Annotated in this window: 20 protein-coding genes and 2 pseudogenes; 10 read left to right on the top strand and 12 right to left on the bottom strand. The window is 74.7% G+C overall.

The window, feature by feature from the left end; genetic code table 11:
* Positions 1 to 74: 74 nt before the first annotated feature.
* The 6 genes and pseudogenes from ACLHRZ_RS34605 to ACLHRZ_RS34580 all read right to left on the bottom strand — a co-directional run bounded on the left by ACLHRZ_RS34605 (position 75) and on the right by ACLHRZ_RS34580 (position 9,782).
* Positions 75 to 860, bottom strand: coding sequence for a thioesterase II family protein (locus ACLHRZ_RS34605; RefSeq protein ID WP_490422590.1), 786 nt, complete (start codon positions 858 to 860; stop codon positions 75 to 77).
* Positions 861 to 950: 90 nt separating this feature from the next.
* Positions 951 to 1,772: a DUF4142 domain-containing protein gene (locus ACLHRZ_RS34600; RefSeq protein ID WP_490422589.1), complete on the bottom strand. Its 822-nt coding sequence runs from the start codon at positions 1,770 to 1,772 to the stop codon at positions 951 to 953.
* A gap of 230 nt (positions 1,773 to 2,002) precedes the next feature.
* The gene (nirD, locus tag ACLHRZ_RS34595) at positions 2,003 to 3,682 is read right to left on the bottom strand and encodes a nitrite reductase small subunit NirD (RefSeq protein WP_490422588.1); all 1,680 of its coding nucleotides are present in this window, start codon (positions 3,680 to 3,682) and stop codon (positions 2,003 to 2,005) included.
* Positions 3,679 to 6,216 (bottom strand): nitrite reductase large subunit NirB, encoded by a 2,538-nt coding sequence (nirB, locus tag ACLHRZ_RS34590; protein ID WP_490422592.1) that lies wholly within the window; start codon positions 6,214 to 6,216, stop codon positions 3,679 to 3,681. Before nirB ends, nirD begins: the two co-directional genes overlap by 4 nt.
* A gap of 378 nt (positions 6,217 to 6,594) precedes the next feature.
* A pseudogene (locus tag ACLHRZ_RS34585) lies at positions 6,595 to 7,677 on the bottom strand (NAD(P)/FAD-dependent oxidoreductase); the annotation flags it as partial.
* The gene (locus ACLHRZ_RS34580) at positions 7,674 to 9,782 is read right to left on the bottom strand and encodes a molybdopterin oxidoreductase family protein (RefSeq protein ID WP_490422587.1); all 2,109 of its coding nucleotides are present in this window, start codon (positions 9,780 to 9,782) and stop codon (positions 7,674 to 7,676) included. The pseudogene ACLHRZ_RS34585 and the gene ACLHRZ_RS34580, both read right to left, overlap by 4 nt.
* 190 nt (positions 9,783 to 9,972) lie before the next feature.
* On the opposite strand from ACLHRZ_RS34580, the gene ACLHRZ_RS34575 reads away from it, so the two are divergent.
* Both ACLHRZ_RS34575 and ACLHRZ_RS34570 read left to right on the top strand, forming a co-directional pair.
* Positions 9,973 to 11,100: a uroporphyrinogen-III synthase gene (locus tag ACLHRZ_RS34575; protein WP_490422586.1), complete on the top strand. Its 1,128-nt coding sequence runs from the start codon at positions 9,973 to 9,975 to the stop codon at positions 11,098 to 11,100.
* Positions 11,097 to 11,879 (top strand): sirohydrochlorin chelatase, encoded by a 783-nt coding sequence (locus ACLHRZ_RS34570; protein ID WP_490422585.1) that lies wholly within the window; start codon positions 11,097 to 11,099, stop codon positions 11,877 to 11,879. Before ACLHRZ_RS34575 ends, ACLHRZ_RS34570 begins: the two co-directional genes overlap by 4 nt.
* Here the strand turns inward: ACLHRZ_RS34570 and ACLHRZ_RS34565 are convergent.
* Complete coding sequence (locus tag ACLHRZ_RS34565; RefSeq protein ID WP_490422584.1) at positions 11,774 to 12,553, bottom strand: ATP nucleotide 3'-pyrophosphokinase; 780 nt, start codon at positions 12,551 to 12,553, stop codon at positions 11,774 to 11,776. The two genes, ACLHRZ_RS34570 and ACLHRZ_RS34565, sit on opposite strands and share 106 nt — an antisense overlap.
* 130 nt (positions 12,554 to 12,683) lie before the next feature.
* Here ACLHRZ_RS34565 and ACLHRZ_RS34560 point away from each other — a divergent pair, with 130 nt between their 5' ends.
* Positions 12,684 to 14,210, top strand: coding sequence for an MFS transporter (locus ACLHRZ_RS34560; protein ID WP_490422583.1), 1,527 nt, complete (start codon positions 12,684 to 12,686; stop codon positions 14,208 to 14,210).
* 23 nt (positions 14,211 to 14,233) lie between these two features.
* Here the strand turns inward: ACLHRZ_RS34560 and ACLHRZ_RS34555 are convergent, their stop codons facing one another.
* Positions 14,234 to 14,767 (bottom strand): RNA-binding S4 domain-containing protein, encoded by a 534-nt coding sequence (locus tag ACLHRZ_RS34555; protein ID WP_490422582.1) that lies wholly within the window; start codon positions 14,765 to 14,767, stop codon positions 14,234 to 14,236.
* On the opposite strand from ACLHRZ_RS34555, the gene ACLHRZ_RS34550 reads away from it, so the two are divergent.
* Positions 14,726 to 15,343: a DUF6875 domain-containing protein gene (locus ACLHRZ_RS34550; RefSeq protein ID WP_490422581.1), complete on the top strand. Its 618-nt coding sequence runs from the start codon at positions 14,726 to 14,728 to the stop codon at positions 15,341 to 15,343. The genes ACLHRZ_RS34555 and ACLHRZ_RS34550 overlap by 42 nt on opposite strands.
* Before the next feature lie 127 nt (positions 15,344 to 15,470).
* A complete protein-coding gene (locus ACLHRZ_RS34545; protein ID WP_490422580.1) occupies positions 15,471 to 16,019 on the top strand; it encodes a hypothetical protein in 549 nt (182 codons plus the stop codon).
* On the opposite strand, the gene ACLHRZ_RS34540 is transcribed toward ACLHRZ_RS34545, so the two are convergent.
* Positions 16,014 to 16,529: a DM13 domain-containing protein gene (locus ACLHRZ_RS34540; RefSeq protein WP_490422579.1), complete on the bottom strand. Its 516-nt coding sequence runs from the start codon at positions 16,527 to 16,529 to the stop codon at positions 16,014 to 16,016. The genes ACLHRZ_RS34545 and ACLHRZ_RS34540 overlap by 6 nt on opposite strands.
* A gap of 117 nt (positions 16,530 to 16,646) precedes the next feature.
* Positions 16,647 to 17,357 (bottom strand): type I methionyl aminopeptidase, encoded by a 711-nt coding sequence (gene map / locus ACLHRZ_RS34535; protein ID WP_490422578.1) that lies wholly within the window; start codon positions 17,355 to 17,357, stop codon positions 16,647 to 16,649.
* Between map and ACLHRZ_RS34530 the strand changes: the two are divergent.
* A pseudogene (locus ACLHRZ_RS34530) lies at positions 17,357 to 17,494 on the top strand (helix-turn-helix domain-containing protein); the annotation flags it as partial. The gene map and the pseudogene ACLHRZ_RS34530 overlap by 1 nt on opposite strands.
* 112 nt (positions 17,495 to 17,606) lie before the next feature.
* A complete protein-coding gene (locus ACLHRZ_RS34525) occupies positions 17,607 to 18,299 on the top strand; it encodes a helix-turn-helix domain-containing protein (protein ID WP_490422577.1) in 693 nt (230 codons plus the stop codon).
* Here the strand turns inward: ACLHRZ_RS34525 and ACLHRZ_RS34520 are convergent.
* Positions 18,232 to 19,182 (bottom strand): GlxA family transcriptional regulator, encoded by a 951-nt coding sequence (locus tag ACLHRZ_RS34520; protein ID WP_490422576.1) that lies wholly within the window; start codon positions 19,180 to 19,182, stop codon positions 18,232 to 18,234. The genes ACLHRZ_RS34525 and ACLHRZ_RS34520 overlap by 68 nt on opposite strands.
* A 209-nt stretch (positions 19,183 to 19,391) precedes the next feature.
* Here ACLHRZ_RS34520 and ACLHRZ_RS34515 point away from each other — a divergent pair, with 209 nt between their 5' ends.
* Positions 19,392 to 20,072 carry a DJ-1/PfpI family protein gene (locus tag ACLHRZ_RS34515; protein WP_490422575.1) on the top strand — a complete coding sequence of 227 codons (681 nt, stop codon included), beginning with the start codon at positions 19,392 to 19,394 and terminating at the stop codon, positions 20,070 to 20,072.
* 14 nt (positions 20,073 to 20,086) lie between these two features.
* Positions 20,087 to 20,527: a hypothetical protein gene (locus ACLHRZ_RS34510; RefSeq protein ID WP_490422574.1), complete on the top strand. Its 441-nt coding sequence runs from the start codon at positions 20,087 to 20,089 to the stop codon at positions 20,525 to 20,527.
* Between the two features lie 22 nt (positions 20,528 to 20,549).
* Here ACLHRZ_RS34510 and ACLHRZ_RS34505 read toward each other — a convergent pair whose 3' ends face one another.
* Complete coding sequence (locus tag ACLHRZ_RS34505) at positions 20,550 to 21,515, bottom strand: GlxA family transcriptional regulator (protein WP_490422591.1); 966 nt, start codon at positions 21,513 to 21,515, stop codon at positions 20,550 to 20,552.
* 133 nt (positions 21,516 to 21,648) lie between these two features.
* Here ACLHRZ_RS34505 and ACLHRZ_RS34500 point away from each other — a divergent pair, with 133 nt between their 5' ends.
* Positions 21,649 to 22,749, top strand: coding sequence for a PP2C family protein-serine/threonine phosphatase (locus ACLHRZ_RS34500; RefSeq protein WP_490422573.1), 1,101 nt, complete (start codon positions 21,649 to 21,651; stop codon positions 22,747 to 22,749).
* Positions 22,750 to 22,793: the final 44 nt, after the last annotated feature.

Below are 22,793 nucleotides of genomic sequence, written 5' to 3'. Positions count from 1 at the left end.
GAGGCCCACGAAAACCCCGAAAGTCGAGGTGCTCCCCGCATGCGAGTTGTCCGTACGGCTGTGCACCTTCGGCCTCAGAGAGTGCCTTCCGCAGGGGATGGTTCCCCACCAGGAACAGAATTCCCTCGGATGTCGGTGACGATCCGGTGGATCAGGGCGGACGGGTCGGGCTGGAAGAAGAAGTGCCCGCCGTCCAAGACGTGTGCGCGCACGAATCGGTTGCTGTGCGCCGCCCACGTGTCCATCAGGTGCGGCAGGGCGCCCTTGTCGGCGTCGCCCGAGAACACCGAGAGCGGCACGGGCAGCGGCGCGGTGGTGCGGGGCTGCCAGGTCTCGACGAGCTGCAGGTCGGCGCGCATGATGGGTTCGAAGTAGCCCCAGAGCCCGGGCTCCTCCAGGACCTCGCGCGGCGTGCCGCCCATCTCCAGGATGGCGGTGCGCAGTTCGGCGTCGGGCAGGTCGAAGCGGCGTCCTTCGCGACGCGGGTGGTGCTCGGGCGCCCTGGCGGCGGAGAGGCCCAGCCAGCACGGCAGCGGCAGGCCGTGGTCGCGGAGGGCGAGGGTCAGTTCGTAGGCGACGACGGCGCCCATGCTGTGGCCGAAGATCGCGTAGGGCCGGTCCGTCCGGGTCCGGACGTCCTCCAGGAAGATGCCGGCCAGTTCGTCCGCCGTACGGGCCGGCGTGCCCTGGCGGGTGCCGCGGCCGGGGGCCTCCAGCAGGCACAGCTCCCACTCGGGCGGCAGGTGGCCGGCCCAGGCGCGGTAGGGGACATGGGAGCCGCCCGCGTGGTGCAGGACGAAGAGGCGCAGGCGGGGGTCCGGGACGGGCCGGGGGCGGATGACGGCGTCGGTCGTACTCACTGATCAACTCTGCACGAGCCGTTCGAAGGGCGTCAAGGCGCGCAGGAGCGGGCGCCCCCGCTCACGGCGGGGCCGCCCGCCCGGACGGCGTCAGCGGTGGTGGTGGTGCCTCTTGTGGCCGCCCTTGTGGTGCGCGCCCGTCTCCGGCGTGCTCACCTCCGGCGCGGCGGCCTCGCTCGTCGTCACCTGTTGCGGGTCCGCCGGCTCGGCCGCCGCGAACTCCTTCACCCGGATCTTCTTGGCGGGGTCCTTCTTCACCGGGTCCTTCTTCACCGGGTCCTTCTTGGCCGGGTCCTTCTTCGCCGGGTCCTTCTTCGCCGGGTCCTTCTTCGCCGGACTCTTCTTGGCGTACCCCTTCTTGGCCGGGGTCTTCTTGGCGGTGTCCCGCTTGGCGGGGTCCGCCTTCTTCTGGCACTGGTGGATCACGTCGAGGTGCCGGGCGACGACCGGCCGCGCGTCGCGTGCCGCGTCGCGCGAGACCTGGTCCTGGCCGTTGGAGATCTCGTCGTCGAGGAGCGCCAGCGTCTGCATGTGCCCGACTTCCTCACCCGCCAGCCAGAGCTTGTCGTAGTCCTTGGTGCGGGCGTTGGCTCTGAGCGTCTTGAGCATCGACTGCTGCGCGGCCGGGATGTCGGTGGGCAGGGACACGTCCTGCCGGTACGCGATGTCACGGATGATCTTGTCGAGCTTCTCGTGATTCATCACCATCATCTTGCCCGCGTCCCGCGTACACCGGTACACGGCGTTCCTCACAGCGTCCTTGCTCGCCTGGATCTGGGCCACGTTGCCCTGGTGGAAGTTCCTCAGGAAGGCCTCGTCGCGTTGGCACTCCGTGGCCAGTGCCGTCCCCGTGGACGCCCCGGCCAGTACAAGGGCCGCAACCGCTGTGGTCACCCGGTGTGGCATGCGCATCTTTCGCTGCTCCCTATTCCTCGACGGGGCGTGCCGATCGACGCCCCACGCAGAGCAGATGCCTGCCCGGCCGCGCCCGGGGTCCGCCCGCCGCAGGCCTCCAGTCGCCCCAATGGAGCAGGCAGGAGGGGCGAAGTCCCGATGGCGGCGGCCGGGCACGTGGTGTTGGATGCCCGGCAGCCGGCCTCGGGGCGGGTCCGATGGGCCCGTGCTGACCCGTCGGACCCGCCCTAGACGCCGGCCGTCCGCCGGGCCGGCCGCAGGTAGCCCGCCCAGGTGACCGCGAGGCAGAGCAGGTAGAGGGCGAGGAACACCGCGTAGGCCGTCTCGCCCGTGCCGCTGTCCAGGAAGGCCTGGCGGAAGGCGACGTTGACGAGCACGCCGCCGAGGGCGCCGACCGCGCCCGCGATGCCCATCAGGGCGCTCGCGTGCCGGTGGGAGCGCTCCTCGGCGGCCCGCGTGTCCGTCCCCGCGGCGGCCCGGCGCACCTCGGCGCGGAAGATGCCGGGGATCATCTTGTACGTCGAGCCGTTGCCGGTGCCGCTGAGGACGAAGAGCAGCACGAAGCCCGTCAGGAACAGCGGCAGGGAGTGGCGCTGCGAGGCCGCCAGGACGAGCAGGGTGCCGGCGGCCATGGCGGCGAAGGTCCAGAAGGTGACCCGGGCCCCTCCCCACCGGTCCGCCAGCCAGCCGCCCACGGGCCGCGCGAGCGAGCCCAGCAGGGGCCCGAGGAAGGTCAGCGAGGCGGCCCGCACCGGGGTCGGGAAGGCCTCGGGGAACTGCACCAGCAGCACCTGCCCGAAGGCGAAGCCGAAGCCGATGAACGAGCCGAAGGTGCCGATGTAGAGGAGGGAGACCAGCCAGGTGTGCGGGTTGCGGCTCACTTCGCGCAGCGGGCGCCCGGCGGGCCGTACGTGGGCCAGGTCGTCCATGCGCAGGAGGGCCGCCACGGCCGCGGCCACGACGAGCGGGATGTAGAGGAGCGGGAGGATCCGGGGGTGGGCGGCGCCCGCGGTCGCCAGGACGGCGAGTCCGAGCAGCTGGACGGCGGGGACGCCGAGGTTGCCGCCGCCCGCGTTGATGCCCAGGACGCGGCCCTTGAGGCGCTGCGGGTAGAAGGAGTTGATGTTGGCCATGGAGGAGGCGAAGTTGCCTCCTCCGACCCCGGCGACGGCCGCGACGGCCAGGAGCGTGGTGTAGGAGACGCCGGGGCGCAGGACGCAGGCGGTCAGCACGGTGGGGACGAGCAGGGCGAGCGCGCTGACGACGGTCCAGGTGCGGCCGCCGAAGACGGCCACCGCGACGGTGTAGGGCAGCCGCAGCACCGAGCCCACCAGGGTCGGCACCGCGGTGAGGAGGAACTTGCCGGACGGGTCGATGCCGTACTCGGGCCCGAGGAAGAGGACGAGCACCGACCACAGGCTCCACACGGAGAAGCCGATGTGCTCGCAGAGCACCGAGTGCACCAGGTTGCGCCGGGCGGTGCGGGCTCCGGTGGCCTCCCAGAAGACCGGGTCCTCCGGCCGCCAGTCGGTGATGCGGTGCGGCCGCGCGGCGGGGGCGTCGGTGATGCGTACGGGCCAGACCGGCAGCGCGGCCGGGGCGGCGCCGGGGCCGTCCTCCTCGTCCAGGCAGACGCCCGAGCGCAGGTCGAAGGCCTGCTTGTACATGGGCGAGGCGACCACCGGCACGCCGGCCCGGCTGCCGAGGATGCCCCGGGAGATCACGTGGGCCCCGCTGAACGGGTCCTGGTTGCCCACCGCGTAGAGCTCGCCCGCGCGGTCGCGGAAGAGCGCCACCTGGTGGCCGTCGACGAGCACGGTCACCCCGCGCCCGGGCTGCAGCTCGTCGTAGCCGCACACGGGCCGCCAGCCGGCGCCCGCGTCGATCTCGACCGTCCGCGTGCTCATCGCGCCGCCACCTCCGTCGCCGTGGCGGGGCGGATCTGGCCGCGCTCGGGCGTGAAGCGGACCGTGGGGTCCGGTGTTCCCGGTGCGTTGGCGAACGACACGAAGCGGCGCAGCCGTTCGGGGTCGTCGAGGGTGGCCCGCCATTCGTCCGCGTAGGTCTCGACATGCCGGTCCATGAGGTCGTCGAGTTCGGCGCAGATGCCGAGGGCGTCGTCCATGACGACGGCCCGCAGGTGGTCCAGTCCGCCTTCCAGCCGTTCCAGCCAGGGGGCGGTGCGCTCCAGGCGGTCGGCGGTGCGGATGTAGAACATCAGGAACCGGTCGATGGTGCGCAGCAGCGTGGCGCGGTCGAGGTCGGCGGCGAGCAGGTCGGCGTGGCGCGGGGTGGTGCCGCCGTTGCCGCCGACGTAGAGGTTCCAGCCCTGGGCGGTGGCGATCACGCCGAAGTCCTTGCTCTGCGCCTCCGCGCATTCGCGGGCGCAGCCGGAGACCGCGGCCTTGAGTTTGTGCGGGGCCCGCAGGCCGCGGTAGCGCAGCTCCAGTTCGATGGCCAGGCCGACCGAGTCCTGCACGCCGTAGCGGCACCAGGTCTGCCCGACGCAGGACTTGACGGTGCGCAGGGCCTTTCCGTAGGCGTGGCCGGATTCGAAGCCGGCGTCCACCAGGCGGCGCCAGATCTGCGGGAGCTGGTCGACGGTGGCGCCGAACAGGTCGATCCGCTGCCCGCCGGTGATCTTGGTGTAGAGCCCGAAGTCGCGGGCGATCTCGCCGATCGTGATGAGCCCGGCGGCGGTGATCTCGCCGCCGGGGATGCGCGGCACCACCGAATAGGAGCCGTTGCGCTGGAGGTTGGCGAGGAAGTGGTCGTTGGTGTCCTGCAGTGCGGCCTGTTCGCCGTCCAGGACGTGGCCGTTGCCGAGGCCGGCGAGGATGGAGGCGACGACGGGCTTGCAGATGTCGCAGCCCTCGCCGCGGCCGTGCTCGTCGACCAGGCGCGAGAAGGTGGTGATGCCCTTGACCCGGATGATCTCGTACAGTTCGGCCCGCGTGCGGTCGAAGTGCTCGCACAGTCCGCGCGGCCGGGACGCCTGCGGGCCGAGCGCCTCGCCGACGATGCACTCCAGCGCCTTGGTGCAGGAGCCGCAGCCGGTGCCCGCCTTGGTGAGCCGCTTCACCGAGGGGACGTCCGTGCAGCCCTCGTCCGTGACGGCGCACCGCAGGGTGCCCTTGGTGACGTTGTGGCAGGAGCAGATGACCGCCTCGTCCGGCAGGGACGCCGGGCCCGCCGCGGCCGGGCCGGCGGATGCGGGCAGCACGAGCTGCTCCGGCGGGGTGGTGAGCGGATTGCCGGCCGCGGCGAGCGGGCGGAGCAGGTCGTAGGAGTCGGCGTCACCGACGAGGACGCCGCCGACGAGCCGGCCCTCCGGGTCGATGCACAGCTTCTTGTAGACGCCCTCGCGGCTGTTGGAGTAGAGCACTTCGAGGACGCCGTCGCCGGTGCCGTGCGGGTCGCCGAAGGCGGCGACCTCGACGCCGAGGAGCTTGAGCTTGGTGGCGGTGTCGGCCCCGGTGAAGCTGCCCCGGCCGCCGGTGAGTTCGGCGGCCGCGGCCTCGGCCATGGCGTAGCCGGGGGCGACGAGGCCGTACACGCGCCCGTCGGCGGCCCGGGCGCATTCGCCGATGGCGAGGACGTGCGGGTCGGCGGTGCGGCAGGCGGCGTCCACGACGATGCCGCCGCGTTCGCCGACGGGCAGTCCGCAGTCGCGGGCGAGCCGGTCGCGGGGGCGTACGCCTGCGGCGAAGACGACGAGTTGGGTGTCGAGGGACTCCCCGTCGGACAGCACCATCCGGCCGGCCGAGCCGTCGGCACCGGCTTCGACGGCCTTCGCCGCGGTGCCGGTGCGGACGGACACGCCCATGCCCTCGATCTCGCGGCGCAGTGCGGCGCCGCCGCCCTCGTCGACCTGGACGGCCATCAACCGGGGCGCGAATTCGACGACATGGGTGGTCAGGCCCATGGCCAGCATGGCCCCGGCCGCCTCCAGGCCGAGCAGTCCGCCGCCGACGACGACGCCCGTGGTGACCCCGGGGTGCTCGGCCCGGGCGCGGATGGCCTCCAGGTCCTCCAGGGTGCGGTAGGCGAAGCAGCCGGGGAGGTCGTGCCCGGGGACGGGCGGCACGAAGGGGGCGGAGCCGGTGGCCAGCACGAGGGTGTCGTAGGCGACGGTGCGCCCCGAGCGGGTGGTGACGGTGCGGCGGTCGCGGTCGACGGCGGTGGCGGGGTCGCCCAGGTGCAGCTCGATGCCGTGCGCGGCGGCGAAGTCCGCGGGCCACAGGGAGAGTTCCTCGGCCGTGGTGCCGGAGAACCACGAGGTGAGGTGCACGCGGTCGTAGGCGGGCCGGGGCTCCTCGGCGAGCACGGTGACGCGCTGTGCGAGCGGACCGCGGTCGGCGAGCGCCTGGAGGAAGCGCTGGCCGACCATGCCGTGGCCGACGAGCACGAGGTGGGGACGGGGGTCGTTCGGGTCCCTCATGCGGGGGCTCCTTCGGCGGAGAGGGCGGGCAGGGGGTGTCCGGTGGGCCGGTGCGGGCCCTGCGGTGTCTGGTCCTGGGGGCACCTCCTGGGGGCACCCCCTGGGGGCACCCCCAGCGGTAGCTGGGGGAGGTAGCCGGGGGAGGTAGCCGGGGGAGGTAGCCGGGGGAGGATCGCAAGGCGGAGCATCGCCCGCGTACTGGGCGTACTCGGGTGATGCGACAACGCGGCGAGGTGCCGTGCCTGGGGGTACCCCCAGCGGTAGCTGGGGGAGCGCCGCAGGGCCTGTGCCGGCCCACCGGACACCCCCTGCAGGTGCGGCGGTGAGCAGGTGGACGGGGTCGGGCAGGAGCGGCTGTCCGTGGCCGACGGCTTCGGCGATCTCGCCCACGGTGGCGAGGTCGCCGATGAGGGCGGCCCCGACGAGGCGGGAGTCGCGCAGGGTGAGGCCCTTGTAGGTGCCGCGGGTGGCGTCGGAGAGACGGACGGTGTCCGTGTCCGGTCCGGGGGACGCGGAGGCGCCGAAGGCGGCGACCTCCAGTGCCCCGGCGGTGAGCCGGAGCCGGTCGGGGGACCCGCGGTAACAGGCGCGAGCGCCGGACAGCCGGGCGGCGAGGACGTCGGCCTGCTCCCAGGCGGGTTCGGCGCGGCCGTGCACGGTGCCGCGGTGCTCGGCGCAGTCGCCGATCGCGTACACCCCGGGCACGGAGGCGGCCAGGGTGTCGTCGACGACGACGCCGGTGCGCACGGCGAGTCCGGCGGCGCGGGCCAGGCGGGTGCGGGGCCGGACTCCGCAGGCGAGCAGGACCGGGCCGTCGTCCGGCACGCCCGTGGTGTCCGCGTCGGTGCGGACCTCGACGCCCGCGGCTTCGAGGGTCCGGCGCACGATGGCGGCGGCCTGCGCGTCCACGTGCCGCTCCATCAGGTGCGGTTCCCGGTGGACGAGCCGCACCGCGCACCCGAGGGAGGCCAGGGCCTGGGCGGCGGCGACGCCGAGGACTCCCCCGCCGAGCACGACGGCCCGCCCCGCGGCCCGCACGTCCCGGACGATGCCGGCGCAGTCGGCCAGGGTGCGCAGCACATGGACGCCGGGCCGGAGTTCGTGGCCGCCGGGGGCGAACAGGCCGGGCACGGGCGGCAGTACAGGCCCGGCCCCGGTGGCCAGGACGAGGGTGTCGTAGGCGGCCGTCTCCCCGGTGGCGGTGCGCAGCGTGCGGGCGGCCGGGTCGAGTGCGACGACCTCGGTGCCCGTGCGGACGGCAGCCCCGCCGGCGGGCAGCGTGAGCGTGTCCGGCGCGTACCGGCCGGTGAGCACGCCGGCGAGCAGGGCACGGTTGTAGGGGGCGTGGGGCTCCTGCCCGTAGAGCGTGATCTCCATGTCCGGGTCCTGGAGGTGCAGTTGCTGGGCGAGACGGGCGGCGGCCATGCCGGCGCCGACGACGGCGATGCGGCGGGCGGTCACGAGGCCTTCTCCACGCGCACCGCGCACACCTTGAACTCCGGCATCCGCGACACCGGATCGAGCGCCGGGTTGGTCAGGGTGTTCGCGCGGCCCTCGCCGGGCCAGTGGAACGGCATGAACACGGTGTCGGCCCGGATCGCGGCCGTCAGCCGGGCCGGTGCCGTGACGCGGCCGCGCCGGCTGACGACGGCGAGCGGTTCGCCGTCGCTGACGCCGAGGCGTGCCGCGAGGCGGGGGTGCAGTTCGACGAACGGGCCGGGCGCGGCCTCGGCGAGGGCCGGGGTGCGGCGGGTCTGGGCGCCGCTCTGGTACTGGGCGAGCACCCGGCCCGTGGTGAGCCGGAGCGGGTAGTCGGCGTCGGGCTCCTCGGCGGCGGGCCGGTGCGAGACGTCGGCGAAGCGGGCCCGCCCGTCGGGGGTGGCGAAGCGGTCGAGGAACAGGCGGGGCGTCCCCGGGTGTGCGGGCTCGCTCGCGGGGCACGGCCAGAAGACGCCGTCCTCGGCCGCGATCCGGCCGTAGGTGATGCCGGAGTAGTCGGCCTGGCCGCCGGCGGAGGCCGCCCGGAGCTCCTCGAAGACCTCCTGCGGGGCGGCGGGGAAGCCCTTGGCCACGCCGAGCCGGTCGGCGAGTCCGTGCAGGATCTCCAGGTCGGTGCGGACCCCCGGCGGCGGGGCCAGGGCGGCCCGGCGCAGGATCACCCGGCCCTCCAGGTTCGTCATCGTCCCGTCCTCCTCGGCCCATTGGGCGGAGGGCAGGACGACGTCGGCGAGTCCGGCGGTCTCGGAGAGCACCACGTCGCCGACGACCAGGCAGTCCAGGGCGCGCAGGCGCTCGGTGACGTGCTGCGCGTGCGGGGCGGAGACGACGGGGTTGGATCCCATGAGCAGCAGGGCCCGGGCCCCGCCCGGGGTGCCGAGGGTGTCGAGGAGTTCGTAGGCGCTGCGCCCGGGGCCGGGCAGTGCGTCCGGGTCCACGCCCCACACGGCGGCGACGTGGGCGCGGGCCGCCGGGTCGGTGATGGAGCGGTAGCCGGGCAACTGGTCGGCCTTCTGGCCGTGTTCGCGGCCGCCCTGGCCGTTGCCCTGCCCGGTCAGGCAGCCGTATCCGGCGGCGGGGCGGCCGGCGCGGCCGGTGGCCAGGCAGAGGTTGATCCATGCGCCGACGGTGTCGACGCCCTTGCTGTGCTGTTCGCCGCCGCGGGCGGTGAGCACCATGCCGGTGCGGTCCGGTGTGCCGCAGAACAGCCCGACGGCGCGGCGCATCAGCGACACGGGCACGCCGGTGAGGTGTTCGACGCGCTCGGGCCAGTGCGCCATGGCCGCGGCGTGCGCCGCCTCGTACCCGGTGGTGCGGGCCGCCACGAACTCCTCGTCGACGAGCCCCTCGGCGACGACGAGGTGCAACAGGCCCAGGGCCAGCGCGAGATCGGTGCCGGGGACGGGCTGCAGGTGCAGGTCGGAGAGTTCGGCGGTACGGGTGCGGCGGGGGTCCACGGTGATCACCGTGCCGCCCGCCTCCTGCAGTTCGCGCAGGTAGCGCACCGCGGGCGGCATGGTCTCGGCCAGGTTGCTGCCGACGAGCACGACGCACCCCGCGCGCGGTATGTCCTCCAGCGGGAACGGCAGCCCCCGGTCGAGCCCGAAAGCGGCGCGCTGCGCGGCCGCCGCGGAGGACATGCAGAACCGCCCGTTGTAGTCGATGTTGGCGGTGCGCAGGGCGACGCGCGCGAACTTGCCCAGGAGGTAGGCCTTTTCGTTGGTCAGTCCGCCGCCGCCGAACACGCCCACCGCGTCGGGCCCGTACCGGCGCGCGGCGGCGGCGAGCCCCCCGGCCGCCCGGTCGAGCGCCTCCGTCCAGGAGGCTTCGCGCAGTTGCCCGGTGTCCGCGTCACGGACCAGCGGCGCGGTGAGGCGGGCGTGCGCGGCCAGGACGGCGGGGGCGCTGCGGCCCTTGCCGCACAGCGCGCCCCGGTTGACGGGGAAGCCGGGGCGCTCCTCGACCTCCACGGGAGAGGGCGCCCCCGCGGCCGGCCGCAGGCGCATGCCGCACTGGAGGGAGCAGTACGGGCAGTGCGTGTCGGTCGTCCACGACGGCGGAGTGGTCATGCAAAGAGCGTCACAGGCCCGTGTTCCGACGGCGAAACCCCGGTGTTACCTCGTTCGTACAGTTCACGCACCCGCACCGGGGGGCGGTGTGCGCGGCGCGACACATGCCCGTAGGAAAACGTCCTTCGAACTAACGCTCGCGTGACGCCGCCGCAACGAGGGGTTAACGCCGCTCCGCGACCCTCACGCCATGACCACCAGCACCACCCCGGGACCTCTGACGGGCTTCACCGTGGGTGTCACGGCGGACCGGCGCCGCGATGAACTCACGGCACTCCTGCACCGCCGCGGCGCCTCCGTCGTCACCGCACCCGCCCTGCGCATCGTGCCGCTCGCCGACGACCGGCTGCTGTACCGGGCCACCGAGGCCTGCCTGACGGGCGGCGGGCCGGACTTCGTCGTGGCCACGACGGGCGTGGGCTGGCGCGGCTGGATGAGCGCCGCCGAGGACTGGGGCCTGGGCACGGCCCTGACCGGGGCGTGCCGGGAGGCCGTCGTCGTCAGCCGGGGCCCGAAGGCGGCGGGCGCACTGCGCGCGTGCGGCCTGCGGGAGAGCTACGCCCCCGACTCCGAGGCCCTGGACGACGTCCTGGCCTGGCTGCTGCAGCACGATCTGCAGGGGCGGCGCGTCGTCGTGCAGGAACACGGCGCTCCGCTGGAGGAGTTCACCGCCGCACTGCACGCACGCGGCGCCTCGGTCGTCGCCGCACCCGTCTACCGGTGGGGCCCGCCCGAGGACCCCGAGGCCCTGCGCCGCCTCGCCGAACAGACCGCCCGCCGCGAGATCCACGCCCTGCCCTTCACCAGCGCCCCCGCCATCGAGGCGTTCCTCGCCGCGGCCGAACGCGCCGACGTGCTGGACGCGTTGCGCGGCGACGTGCTGCCGGTGTGCATCGGCTCGATCTGCGCCCGCCCGCTGCTCGCGGCGGGCGTGCCGTGCGTGTGGCCGGAGCGCGGCCGGCTGGGGGCGCTGGTGCGCACGCTCGTCCGCGAGCTGACCGCACGCTTCCGCCGCGAACTCGTCACCCCGGCGGGGAACCTGGTGCTGCAGGGCAGCGCGGTGCTCGCGGACGGTACGGCCCTGCAACTGCCCCCGCTGCCCGCCGCGGTGCTGCGCGCCCTGGCCGAACGCCCCGGCACCGTGCTCAGCCGCGCCGACCTGCTGCGCCGCGTGTGGACGGGCCCGCAGGCGCGCCCCCTGCCGGACGAGCACGCGGTCGAGGCGGCGGTGGCGCGGCTGCGCACGGCGCTCGGTCCGCACGGCGACCTGGTCCGTACCGTGACGAAACGCGGCTACCGGCTGGCGGTCGCGCCGTGACGCCGCTGCTGGTCGTGGTGCACGGCACGCAGGACCCGCAGGGCACGGCCACGACCGCCGAACTGCTGCGGCACGTCGCCCGGTTGCGCCCGGACGTGCCGGTCCGGTGGGCGTCCGTGGACACCGTGCAGGAGGCCCTGGCGGGCCTCGGCGGTGAGGTGGTGCTCGTCCCGCTGCTGCTGGGCGCGGGCTACCACGTCCGCACGGACATCCCACGGGCGGTCGCGGCGGTCCCGTGGGCCCGGGTCCGGGTGAGCCCGCCGCTGGGCCCGCACCCCCTGCTGGCGGTCGCCCTGGAGGACCGCCTGACGGAGGCGGGGGCGGCGTGCGGGGACGCCTCCGCCGTCGTCCTCGCCGCGGCGGGCTCGACGGACCCGGCGGCGAACGCGGCCGCACGCACCATGGCCCGGCTGCTCTCGGCCCGCCTGGGCCGTCCGGTGGCCGCGGCCTTCCTGCACGGAGGAGCCACCGCCGCCCCCTCCCCCGCAGCGGCGGTGGCCTCCTTCCGTACAGCGGGCCACGCCGATGTCGCCGTGGCCCGCTACCTCCTCGCCCCGGGCTGGTTCGCCCGCCGCGCGGGGGACGCCGGGGGCTGCGCGACGTCGGCGCCGCTGGGGGCGCACGAGGCCGTCGCGCAGCTGGTGTGGGAGCGGTACGACGCGCAGATGCGGACTCAGCCGGCCGCGGGCAGGGTACGGGCGAGCCGTTCCGGAGCCCTCAGCTCCTCGGCCCCTGCGGGCACCGGAACGGCCGCGAAGATCGCGTCCTGCTGGTCCTGAAGTTCCTTCGCGCGCTCGGGCGTCGTGCTCGGCAGGCGCTGCTCCTCGTAGAGCTTGTGGGTCGCCTCCTGCGCCCACTTGCTCTGCGGGGTGTGGAACTGGACCTCGAAGACGTGGCCCTCGATGGGGTCGCGCCAGGCCGAGTTGACGGCCTTGTACCCCTGCTTGCGCCCCCAGGTGTCGGACCACTTGACGCTGTCGTTGCCCCAGCCCGCCAGCACACTCGATGCGAGGGCGACGCCGTGCACGTACCGGCCGTCGGGCCACTGCAGGGTGTAGCGGACCGAGTCGTTGAGCTTGGCGAGGGCCTGGTCGGCGGTCTGGCCGGGGGTCTCCTTCAGGGAGGTGGCGACCTTGCGCTTGAGGGAGTCGGGCGACTTCAGGCGGTGGTCGAAGCCGACCACGGTGGCGTCGCTGATGCGGGCCGCGGCCTGGACCATGGGGCTGATGCCGCGCTCGGCCCGCCGGGCGTGGTCGAGGAAGGCGTCGACCTTGCGGTTGTCGTCCGCGTTCAGGGACAGGCCGTCGCCCTGCCAGCCCCCGTCGCCCTCCGCCGGGCGCAGGGGCGCGGCCTTGGCCGGCTTCTCGGCGGGGGCCGCCGCGGCGCCGGTGACCGGGCCGAGGCCCAGGGCGGCGGTGAGCAGGGCGGCTGTCGTGATCCGGTTGATCTGCATCCGGCAGATCCAACCGGAACGCCCCGTTACGGCGGGCCCGTACACGCTCCGTACACGTTCTTTGACTTGAACGCAGCGCTACGGGACGCAATACCGTCTGTCCGGAGAGACACTGTTCCGAGGAGACGGCATGGGCATACGCCACAGGACCCCGCAGTCGACGCGGCCGGCATCGCCGGGCCGGCATCCGCTGGTTCCCTCCCTGCTGGTCGAGGAGCGGGCCCGGCCCGCACGGATACGCGAGCGTCCCGGGGCCTGGCGGCTGGCCGTGGCCACGGTCTGCTTCGGGGCGTTCATGGGGCAGCTGGACGCGAGCATCGTGACGCTGACGTACGGCGCCCTGCGCAGCGAGTTCCGCATCTCGCTGGCCGCCGTCGAGTGGGTCTCGCTCGCCTATCTGCTGACGCTGGTGGCGCTGCTGGTGCCGGTGGGCAGGCTGGCCGATGCGCACGGTCGCAAGCTGTTCTACCTGTACGGCTTCGCAGTGTTCACCGTGGCCTCCGCCGCCTGCGGGCTGGCCGGTTCGCTCACGGCGCTCGTCGGCTTCCGGGTGGCGCAGGCCGCCGGGGCGGCCATGATGCAGGCCAACAGCGTGGCCCTGGTGACCACCAGCGCACCGCGCGAGAAGCTGCGCAGCGCGCTCGGCGTGCAGGCCGCGGCGCAGGCGCTCGGCCTGGCACTCGGCCCGACGGTGGGCGGTGCGCTGGTGAGTGCGTTCGGGTGGCGGTGGGTGTTCGCCGTCAACGTGCCGGTCGGCATCCTCTCGCTGATCGCGGGCCACTACCTGCTGCCGCGCACGCGCAGCCGCACCACGGCGGCCGGATTCGACTGGCCCGGCCTGGCGCTGCTGGCCACCGCGACCACGTGTCTGCTGCTGGGGGTGTCGGCCGCCTCGGGCCTGCCGTTCCCGTCCTGGGCCGTGGCCGCACTGTTCGCGGCGGCCGCCGCGGCGGGCTGGGGCTTCGCGGTGCGCCAACTCCGGGCCGCCAGGCCCCTGGTGGACCCCGCGCTGCTGCGGCAGCGGGAGATCGCGACGGGGCTGGCCGGGGCGCTGTGCAGCTACCTGGTGCTCTTCGGCCCGCTGGTGCTCGTCCCGGTCGTGCTGACCGCCCGGGGCGTCTCCGAGCTCACCGCGGGGCTGGTGCTCACGGCCCTGCCCGCCGGCTTCGCGCTCGGCGCCACCTGTGCGGACCGGGTCCTGCCGGCCACGACGACCGACCGGGGGCGGTGCCTGCTGGGCGGGGTGATCTGCGCAGGGACGCTGGTCGCGATGGCCGCCCTGCCGCCCACGGCCGCGGCGCTGGCCCCGCTGCTGATCGTGCTGGGGCTCGGGCTGGGGACGTTCACCCCCGCCAACAACGCGATCGTCATGGCGGCGATACCGGCCCGCTCGTCCGGAACCGGCGGCGGGCTGGTCAACATGGCTCGCGGACTGGGGACGGCCCTGGGCATCGCGCTGGTCACGCTCGCCCTCCACCTCGGCGGCAGCGAGGCGCCGGGCAACGCGGGGCCGCGCTGGGCCGTGGTGGCGCTGCTGCTGGTCTCCCTGCTCGCCCTCGCGGCCGCGTGGCTCGGTGCGCCGCGGCGACAGCGGCCGGAGGACGCCCCGAAGGGGCGCGGGGAACTGCGCGACCAGCCACGACGCACCCGCGGATGACGTACCGGACTTCCAGCGGAGCGCTAGCGCTCGCCGCGCAGCTGTTCCATCTCCCGGCGGTCGCGCTTCGTCGGCCGGCCCGTGCCGCGGTCCCGCTGCCCGGGTGCCGCGACGAACTCGCGCGGGGGCGGGGGCGGGCTGTTGTCCACGTAGCACTCGACGGCGACGGGCGCACCGACCCGCTTCCGTACGATCTTCGAGACGACGGTGATGCGCTCGCGCCCCTCGTGCCGCAGCCGCACCTCGTCGCCCACCCGCACCGGCTGGGCCGGCTTGACGCGTTCGCCGTTGATCCGGACGTGGCCCGCGCGGCAGGCCGCGGCGGCCACGGAGCGCGTCTTGACGAGACGCACGGACCAGATCCAGACGTCGGCCCGCACCGTCCCCTCGTCTGCTGTACTCATGCCCGCACTGTAGGCCACACCTCCGACAGGAGGCCGCGGGCGCCTCTGCGGACACCTGTTCCCGCTGCAGCACGGCTGGTCAGCGGCGACGCGTGCCCCTACCGTCGGACCGTGTCCCTGCCGCCCGCGCCACCCCCTGCGGGGGAGCTGCACCGGCCGGACCCGGTCGTGCTGGGCGGCGGCGCCGACGGCACCGAGCTGGGCCCGGCCTTCCACCCGTACCTGCGCGACTGCATGGGCCTGGTCTGCCCGTTCGCGTCCCAGGCGCTGCTGGCCGGCGCGGTGCACTACGCGGAGCTGCGGGTGACCGGCCGCACGGCGCTGCGGGCGGTGGCGCGGGCGCTGGCCGGATACCTCGCGTGGTTCGACGGGGCCTCGCGGCGGGAGCGGGACGAACAGCCCGGGCTGGTCGTGGCGTTCCCGGGGCCGGCGGGCACGGTGCTGCCGCTCATCGCCGCGGCGCACGAGGTGGTGCGGCCGGCGGTGTACGCGAGGGGCTGCACGTCCTCCCTGCTGCACTCGGCCGAGGCCCCCTGCGCCGTGCCCGCCCCGTTCTGCGTGCTGCGCCGGATCGTCCCGGCGGACCTGTTGCTGTCGATGCGGGTGTCGCGCATGTTCCCCGTGTACTACCGGCTGTACGCGGCGGAGGCCCGGCGCACCCGGCTGCTGACGGCGGAGATCTCCGAGCGCTGGAACCGGGCGTGCCGGGAGCACGGCCTGGCGCCCTGACAACAGGACGCGGGCGCTTGCGTGTTGACTTCTCCGCCACCGCATGCCACTGATGACGTGTTCACATCAGACCCCCCGGCTCTTCGCCCCGGCGGCGACCCCGCCGCGGACGGAAGGGAGCACGGCGATGAACACGACTTCGAGAACGCACCGCACGCACCGCAGGCGGACGGCGGCCGGCGCGACCCTGGTGGCGGCACTGGCGAGCGCGAGCCTCGGACTGGGCGCGCCGCAGGCCATGGCCGACACCGTCTCCGTCGGCTACACCTGCACCGGCCCGGGCGCGCCCAGCGGCGTGCAGTCCCTGCAGGTCACCATGACGGCTCCGGCAAGCGTCCCGCAGGGCGGCAATGCCGACCTCTCCGTCAACGTCGTCACGCAGCTGACCGTGCCGATCGACGTTCCGGCGGGCAGCGTGACGGGCGAGATGACCATCAACCTCGGCGGCGCCGGCTCCGGCAGCGTGACCGCCTCCGGCTTCACCAACTCCGATGCCATACCGAGCGGTTCGACCGCCACCCTGACCGGCGGCACCGCCTCGGCCCAGCTCACCGCCGCGGGCACGACGACCTTCACGCCGGGCGACGCCGCGGTGCACGTCTTCGGCGTGACGGTCAACTGCACGATCTCCGGCGACGCTCCGGTCGCCGCACAGACGGACGTCACCGGCTCATAGCGCACGCGTGAGGGCGGCGGCGCCGAAGGAGACGTCGAAGCGGTCGCACCAGATGCTGACGCTCCGGTACGCATCCAGGTTCAGCCCGGCGGGCAGCGGGTAGTTCTGGTCCCCCTTGTTGCCCTTGAGCTTGCCGAGCTCGGTGTGGGCGCCGTCGTCGAACACGAACCAGCCGGCCCGGCCCTGCCGCACCGGAGCGTCGGTGATCAGCACCCGCAGGTCCGGGCCGTTGCTGGTGTCGAGGTTCTCCAGCCGGAGCGTCCGGCTGCCGTCGGGCAGTTCCAGGATGCGCACGGTGCCGCTGGTCGCGTGCTCGTGGCTGATGAGCTCGCCGGTGGCCAGCGTGCGGACCCCGTGCTCGCGGGCCGTGGGGGCGGCCTCGTGCACGGTCTCGTTCACCCACAGCTTCCACGGCTGGAACCAGACCGCCCCCACGGCCACCGCCACGAGCCCGCCCACCAGCAGCCCGATGCCGACCCGCCCGGTCAGTACCCGTCGTATGCGCCCCATTGCGGCCTCCTGCAGCCGATCCGTCTCCGATGTCACTGATGAAAACGGGCGCAGGGCGGCCCGCGCTCCGGGAATCCGATGACGGAAGTCTTACGGAGGACGTCTTACGGCGATGCCTCACGGCAGGGTGAGGATCCGGGGCCCCTCCTCGGTGATGGCCACCGTGTGCTCGACGTGCGCGGCGCGCGAGCCGTCGGCGCTGCGGACCGTCCAGCCGTCGGGGGCGACGACGCACTCGTCCCGGCCGCCCGCCATCAGCATCGGCTCGATGGCCAGGGCCAGGCCGGGGCGCAGCGGGTAACCGCGGCCGGGCCGGCCGGTGTTGGGGACGAACGGCTCCTCGTGCATCCGGCGGCCGATGCCGTGGCCGCCCGTGTCCGCGGGCATCCCGCAGCGGGCGGCGCGCGCGACCGTGCCGACGGCGTGCGAGATGTAGCCGACGCGGCCGCCGGCGACCGCCGCGGCCATGCCCGCCTCCAGCGCCCGCTGCGCGGTGCCGATCAGCTCCAGGTCGGCCGGGGCCGCGGTGCCGACGACGAAGCTCACGGCGGCGTCGCCGGTCCACCCGTCGAGCTCCGCGCCGCAGTCGATGCTGACCAGGTCGCCGTCGCGCAGCCGGTAGCCGTCGGGGATGCCGTGCACCACGGCGTCGTTGACCGAGGCGCAGATGACGGCGGGGAACGGGGTGGGGGCGAAGGACGGCCGGTAGCCGAGGAAGGGCGAGCTCGCCCCGGCCTCGGCCGGCACGGCCCGGGCCGCCTCGTCCGGCTCCCGCAGGCCGACCCCCACGGCGGCCGCCTCCTGCACGGCGGCCAGCGCGTTCGCCACAGATCGAGACGGGCCGGGCGCCGACACCGGCGTTCTTCACGGTGGCGGCCGTCGCCACGGTGCTGGGGCTGTCCCTGGACCGGGTGGCAGCGGCCTGCGTCGAGGGACTGGAGGACGAGGTGCGGCTCGCGGGATAGGCGGGGCGGGCGGGATGGGCGGGATGGGCGGGTCAGGCCCGCCTAATGGGCCGATCGGCCGACACCAGCGGCCCCCGTCCGCCCGTACCGTGGCACGGAGGAGGTGTTCCCCATGTCCCACACCGCCGCAGCCATCCGGCTTCTGGCCCGGAACCCCGAGCGCGGCGTCACGGTCCACCGGCTGATGGCGTACCTCGGACTGCCCGCAGACTCCGTACGGGCCCTGCTCCGCGACCTCCGGTCCGAAGGACTGGTGCGCGACGACCCCGACGGCGACGCCTGTCTGCCCGCCGGGCCCCTGGCCCCGGACGGGCCGACGCCGGCCCCGCCCGACTGCAACGACCTGCGCGCGTCCGCCATGAACTGGGCCGACGCCCTCGCCGCCCGCAGCGGCATGAGCGTCTGCCTGGCCGTGCCCCACCCGGTCGGGGTGCAGATCGTGCACCACGTCTTCCGCCCCGACAACTCCCCGCAGCAGCTGCTGACCGGCGGCATCCGCCCGGCCACCAGCGCCCTGGCCCGGGCCGTCGCCGCCCCGCACGACCGGCGCTGCGTCTACGCGGCCGACACCGGCCGCCCCGACGACGCCTCGCTCGCGACCGCGATCCCGTGCACGGCCTCGTACGCCGCGGCCCTGGGCCTGACCGGCCCGCGCCACCGGCTGGATCCGTCCTGCGGCGGGTCCGCCCGCTACGAGGAGCTGCTGCGCGACACGGCCGACGCCATCACCGACGCGCTCAAGGGACGGCCGGCCTGCGGAACGCACGCCGGTACGCTTGCGGGCTCGTGCCCACAAGGCGTTTGAACCGGTCCCGGAAGGCCGTCGGGGATCCGAAACCCGCCTGGGCGGCGATGCGTTCCACGGAGTGCTCCGTGGTCTCCAGCAGGTACTGCGCCTGCTGGACGCGCACCCGGTGCAGCCACTGCAGCGGCGTGGTGCCCGTCTGTTCGCGGAAGCGACGGTTGAGGGTGCGGGCGCTGGTGCCCGCGTGCGCGGCGATGTCGGCCAGCGCCAGATCACGCCCGGCGTTGTCCCGCATCCAGCGCAGCAGCGGCTCCAGTGTGTTCCCGTCGGGGGCGGGCGGCGCGTGGACGATGAACTGCGCCTGCCCGCCGTCGCGTTCGAGCGGCATCACGCTGAGCCGCGCGGCGTCGGCGGCCACCGCCGAACCGTGGTCGCGCCGCACCATGTGGAGGCAGAGGTCGAGCCCGGCGGCCGCACCGGCCGAGGTCAGGATGGCGCCGTTGTCGACGTAGAGCACGTCCGGGTCGACGTCGATGCGCGGGTGCCGGACCGCGAGAAGCGGTGCCGCGATCCAGTGCGTGGTGGCCCGCCGGCCGTCGAGCAGTCCGGTCGCGGCGAGGGTGAAGGCGCCCGCGCAGATGGAGGCGATGCGCGTACCGCGCCCGGCCGCCCGGCACAGCGCGTCCAGCACGTCGGCCGGGACGGGTGCGGTCACGTCGGCGGTGCCCGGCACGACGATCGTGTCCGCGTCGTCGAGCCCCTCCAGCCCCCAGGGCGCGCGCAGCGCGAACGCCCCGGCGTCGACCTCCGCATGCGGCGCGCAGACGCGCACCCGGTAGGCGGCCCGGCCGTCGGGCAGCCGGGCCCGGCCGAACACCTCGACGGGGGTGGACAGGTCGAAGCCGATGACCCCGTCCAGCGCGAGAACGGCAACGGTGTGCATGGCCGTACGGTACGCGCCCGCCGAGCGCCGAAGCACACCCCGGGTACGGTGCGCACCGCTCTCACCTGCGGATTCCATCCGTTCCCAGTTCTGGCGAGAATCCGTTGAAGGCTGGCATTCCTGCCACTGTCCGGCCTCCCCGGCCCCCGGTTAGCGTCGGGCCCGGCGCCCCGCCCGGGGCCGCCGAGGTGTGAGAGGACTGATGCCGGATGCTCGCCCAGGTCGTACTCTTCGACGGCTTCGACCCCCTGGACGTCGTCGCGCCCTACGAGGTGCTGGAGGCCGGGGGCCTGGCGACCGGGGGCGCGCTGCGCGTGGAACTGGTCTCGGCGGAGGGCGCACGCGAGGTGCCGAGCGCCTTCGGGGCCGTGTCCCTGCGGGCCGCTGCCGCGCTCGACCCGGATCGCGCGGACCTGGTCGTGGTACCGGGAGCGGCGGGCCGGATGACACAGGACCCGGCAGCAGCGGACGACGGCGTAGCGGACGACCGCGTCCCCTCCATCCCCGCCGTCCTCGCCCGCGCCCTGCGCACACCTTTGCCGGCCCTGCTCAAGTCCGCCCTGGACAGGCCCGGTTCGACCGTGGCCACCGTGTGCGGGGGCTCGCTGCTGCCGGCGATGGCGGGGCTGCTGAAGGGGCGCCATGCCGTGACCCACCACCAGGCCATGGAGCACCTCGCGGCCTGCGGAGCCGTGGCGGTGGACGCGCGGGTCGTCGACGACGGCGACCTCGTGACCGGCGCCGGGGTCACCTCCGGCCTGGACGTCGGCCTGTACGTGCTGGAGCGCGAGTTCGGGCCTCGAGTGGCTCACGCCGTCGAGCAGTTGCTCTCGTACGAGCGCCGGGGCGTCGTCTGGCGTGCTGCCGGGCTCGTGCCCGCGGCGCTCTGAGGACGGTTGCCTACGTGAACGCGTTTCTTCTCTCCGTCCACGTCCTGGCCGCGGTCATCGCCGTCGGACCGGTGACCGTGGCGGCCAGCATGTTCCCCGCGGCCGTCCGGCAGGGAGCCGTGGACACCGTCCGCACGCTGCACCGGATCTGCCGGGTCTATGCCGTCGTCGGCGTCGCCGTTCCGGTCTTCGGGTTCGCCACCGCGAAGAACATGCACGTGCTGGGCGACACCTGGGTGATCGTCTCCATGGCGCTGACGGCGGTGGCGGCCGTCGTCCTGGGGGCGCTGGTGCTGCCGGGGCAGGGTGCCGTGGTGGCCCGGCTGGAGAGCGGTGCGGCGCCGCCGACCGCGCAGCCGGCCCGACTCGCCCTGCACGCCGGGCTGTTCAATCTGCTGTGGGCCGCCGTCACCGTCCTGATGATCGTCCGGCCGGGTTCCACAACGGGAGTCTGAACGGCCGTTCCCGGCACGGCCGTCACCCCCGGCGGAAGCGGTCGCGGTAGGCGGCCGGCGACACCCCCGTCTCGCGCGAGAACGCCCGGCGCATCGTCTCGACCGTGCCGAAGCCGCACCGGCCCGCGATCACGTCGACGCCGTCCACCGACCGCTCCAGCATGGACCGCGCCGCCGCCACCCGGGCCCGCTCCACGTACGCGCCGGGGCTGATGCCGACGGCCTGGCTGAACAGCCGGCTGAAGTGGCGGCGGCTCATGCCCAGCCGGGCGGCCATCGCGGGGACGGACAGGTCGCCCGACGGGTCGGCGTCGATGCCCAGGACGAGGTCCCGCAGGGCGCCGGCCCGCAGCAGCTCGCCGCGGGCGCGGCTGCCGAACTGGGACTGCCCGCCGGGCCGCTGCATGAAGACCACCAGGAACTTGGCGACCGAACACGCCAGTTCGGCACCGTGATCGTCCTCGACGAGCGCGAGGGCGAGGTCGATGCCGGCCGTGACGCCCGCGGAGGTGGCCAGCGCCCCGTCCCGGACGAAGAAGGCGTCGGGCTCCACGTCCACCGCCGGGTAGGAGGCGGCCAGTTCGGCGCAGAACGCCCAGTGCGTCGTGGCGCGGCGCCCGTCGAGCAGCCCCGCCGCGGCCAGCACGAAGGCGCCCGTGCACACCGAACCGGTGCGCCGGGCCCCCGTCGAGAGCCGCCGCACCTGCCGCAGCAGGTCGGCGTCCGCGACGGCGTCGGCGTACCCCCAGCCCCCGGCCACCATCAGCGTGTCCGGGGGCTTGCGCACCTTCATCAGGTCGGCGGAGACGGCCAGATCGAGGCCGGCGGAGGTACGGACGGCCCCTCCGCCCACCGAGGCCAGCCGCACCCGGTAGCCGGCACCGGCCGCGCACGCGGCCCGGTCGAAGACGTCCAAAGGCCCTGCGACGTCCAGCATTTGCACGCCGTCGTAGACGACGAGCAGGACGTCGTGTGCGTCGCGCGTCATCACCCTGCCGCTCACGTCGGCCATCGTGGGTCAGCCGCCGGTCCGGCCGCAGCCGAAGCGGCACCTATACACCTTTATGGAGTAATGTCCTCGCTTGCGCGGGAGTGCACGGACCCTAGGGTGGGCAGCAGCCATGAAACCGGACCCACGCCGCCGCGCAGGGCGAGCCGAGGCGCCGCCGCTCCCCCTCCCGGCCCGCACGCTCGTCGCGGCGGCCTACGCCCTGCTGGCCACCGGCGTGGTGACGGACATCGTCAGCAATCCCCGGTCGACCATCTCCCCCGCGCTCGCCACCGCCCCGGTGCTCGCCGGGATCGGCACCCGCCGCGCCCGCGTGCCCATGGCTGCCGGGGCCGTGGCCGTTCTGCTCGTCGTCTGGCTCGCCAAGGCCGACCCGGGCGTGCCGTTCGCCGTGCACCTGACCTCCGGGGTCACGGTGCTGGCCATCACCTGCATCAGCACCGCCAACGTCGTGCTCGTCGCGACGCGGGAGCGCGAACTGCTGCAGTCGCGGTCGGTGGCCGAGGCCGCACAGCTCGCGCTGCTGCGCCCGGTCCCGGAGCGGACGGGCCGGCTGCGGGTGGCGGTGCGCTATCTGGCGGCCGCGGCGGACGCCCGGGTGGGCGGGGACCTGTACGAGGTGCTGGCGACCCCGTTCGGCACCCGGCTGATCGTCGGCGACGTCCGGGGCAAGGGGCTCGCGGCCGTCGAGACGGCGTCCGACGTGCTGGGCACGTTCCGCGAGGCGGCGCAGGTCGAGCCGGATCTCGCCGTGGTGGCGCAGCGGCTGGACGCCACCGTGCAGCGGCGCGGCGCGGGCGAGGAGTTCGTGACGGCGGCCCTGGTGGGGGTGGCCGACTCCGGGAACCTCGCGGAGCTCGTCGACTGCGGCCACCTGCCCCCGCTGCTGCTGCACGCCGGGGCGGTGACGCCGATCGAGCCGGCGCTGCCCCTCGCCGATCCCCCGCTGGGCCTGTGCGACCTGGCCGGGAGCACGTACCACCGCAGGGAGTTCGCCCTCGTCCGCGGCAGCACCCTGCTGCTGTACACGGACGGGGCGACGGAGGCGAGGGACGCATCCGGCCGCTTCTATCCGCTGGAGGAGCGGGTGGCCGCGATGCCGGAGTCGCCTCCGGAGGCCCTGCTGGACCGGCTGGTGCCGGATCTGCTCGCCTGGTCGGGCGGCGAACTGTCCGACGATGCGGCCCTGCTGGCGTTCCGCCGCGAGAAGTGACGGGCCCCGTCAGGTACCTCGACTTTCGCTGTTCTCGTAGGTCA

It is taken from the genome of Streptomyces sp. AM25 (genome assembly GCF_058146165.1).
The sequence above is the reverse complement of the archived record's forward strand: the minus strand, read 5'-3'. Positions and strand labels throughout refer to the sequence as shown.

Excerpts from the sequence above, each read along its gene's own strand:
- ACLHRZ_RS34600 (WP_490422589.1), bottom strand. The coding sequence starts at position 1,772 with ATGCGCATGCCACACCGGGTGACCACAGCGGTTGCGGCCCTTGTACTG.
- nirD (WP_490422588.1), bottom strand. The coding sequence starts at position 3,682 with ATGAGCACGCGGACGGTCGAGATCGACGCGGGCGCCGGCTGGCGGCCC.
- nirB (WP_490422592.1), bottom strand. The coding sequence starts at position 6,216 with ATGAGGGACCCGAACGACCCCCGTCCCCACCTCGTGCTCGTCGGCCAC.
- ACLHRZ_RS34580 (WP_490422587.1), bottom strand. The coding sequence starts at position 9,782 with ATGACCACTCCGCCGTCGTGGACGACCGACACGCACTGCCCGTACTGC.
- ACLHRZ_RS34575 (WP_490422586.1), top strand. The coding sequence starts at position 9,973 with ATGACCACCAGCACCACCCCGGGACCTCTGACGGGCTTCACCGTGGGT.
- ACLHRZ_RS34565 (WP_490422584.1), bottom strand. The coding sequence starts at position 12,553 with ATGCAGATCAACCGGATCACGACAGCCGCCCTGCTCACCGCCGCCCTG.
- ACLHRZ_RS34560 (WP_490422583.1), top strand. The coding sequence starts at position 12,684 with ATGGGCATACGCCACAGGACCCCGCAGTCGACGCGGCCGGCATCGCCG.
- ACLHRZ_RS34545 (WP_490422580.1), top strand. The coding sequence starts at position 15,471 with ATGAACACGACTTCGAGAACGCACCGCACGCACCGCAGGCGGACGGCG.
- ACLHRZ_RS34540 (WP_490422579.1), bottom strand. The coding sequence starts at position 16,529 with ATGGGGCGCATACGACGGGTACTGACCGGGCGGGTCGGCATCGGGCTG.
- ACLHRZ_RS34525 (WP_490422577.1), top strand. The coding sequence starts at position 17,607 with ATGTCCCACACCGCCGCAGCCATCCGGCTTCTGGCCCGGAACCCCGAG.
- ACLHRZ_RS34520 (WP_490422576.1), bottom strand. The coding sequence starts at position 19,182 with ATGCACACCGTTGCCGTTCTCGCGCTGGACGGGGTCATCGGCTTCGAC.
- ACLHRZ_RS34515 (WP_490422575.1), top strand. The coding sequence starts at position 19,392 with ATGCTCGCCCAGGTCGTACTCTTCGACGGCTTCGACCCCCTGGACGTC.
- ACLHRZ_RS34505 (WP_490422591.1), bottom strand. The coding sequence starts at position 21,515 with ATGACGCGCGACGCACACGACGTCCTGCTCGTCGTCTACGACGGCGTG.
- ACLHRZ_RS34500 (WP_490422573.1), top strand. The coding sequence starts at position 21,649 with ATGAAACCGGACCCACGCCGCCGCGCAGGGCGAGCCGAGGCGCCGCCG.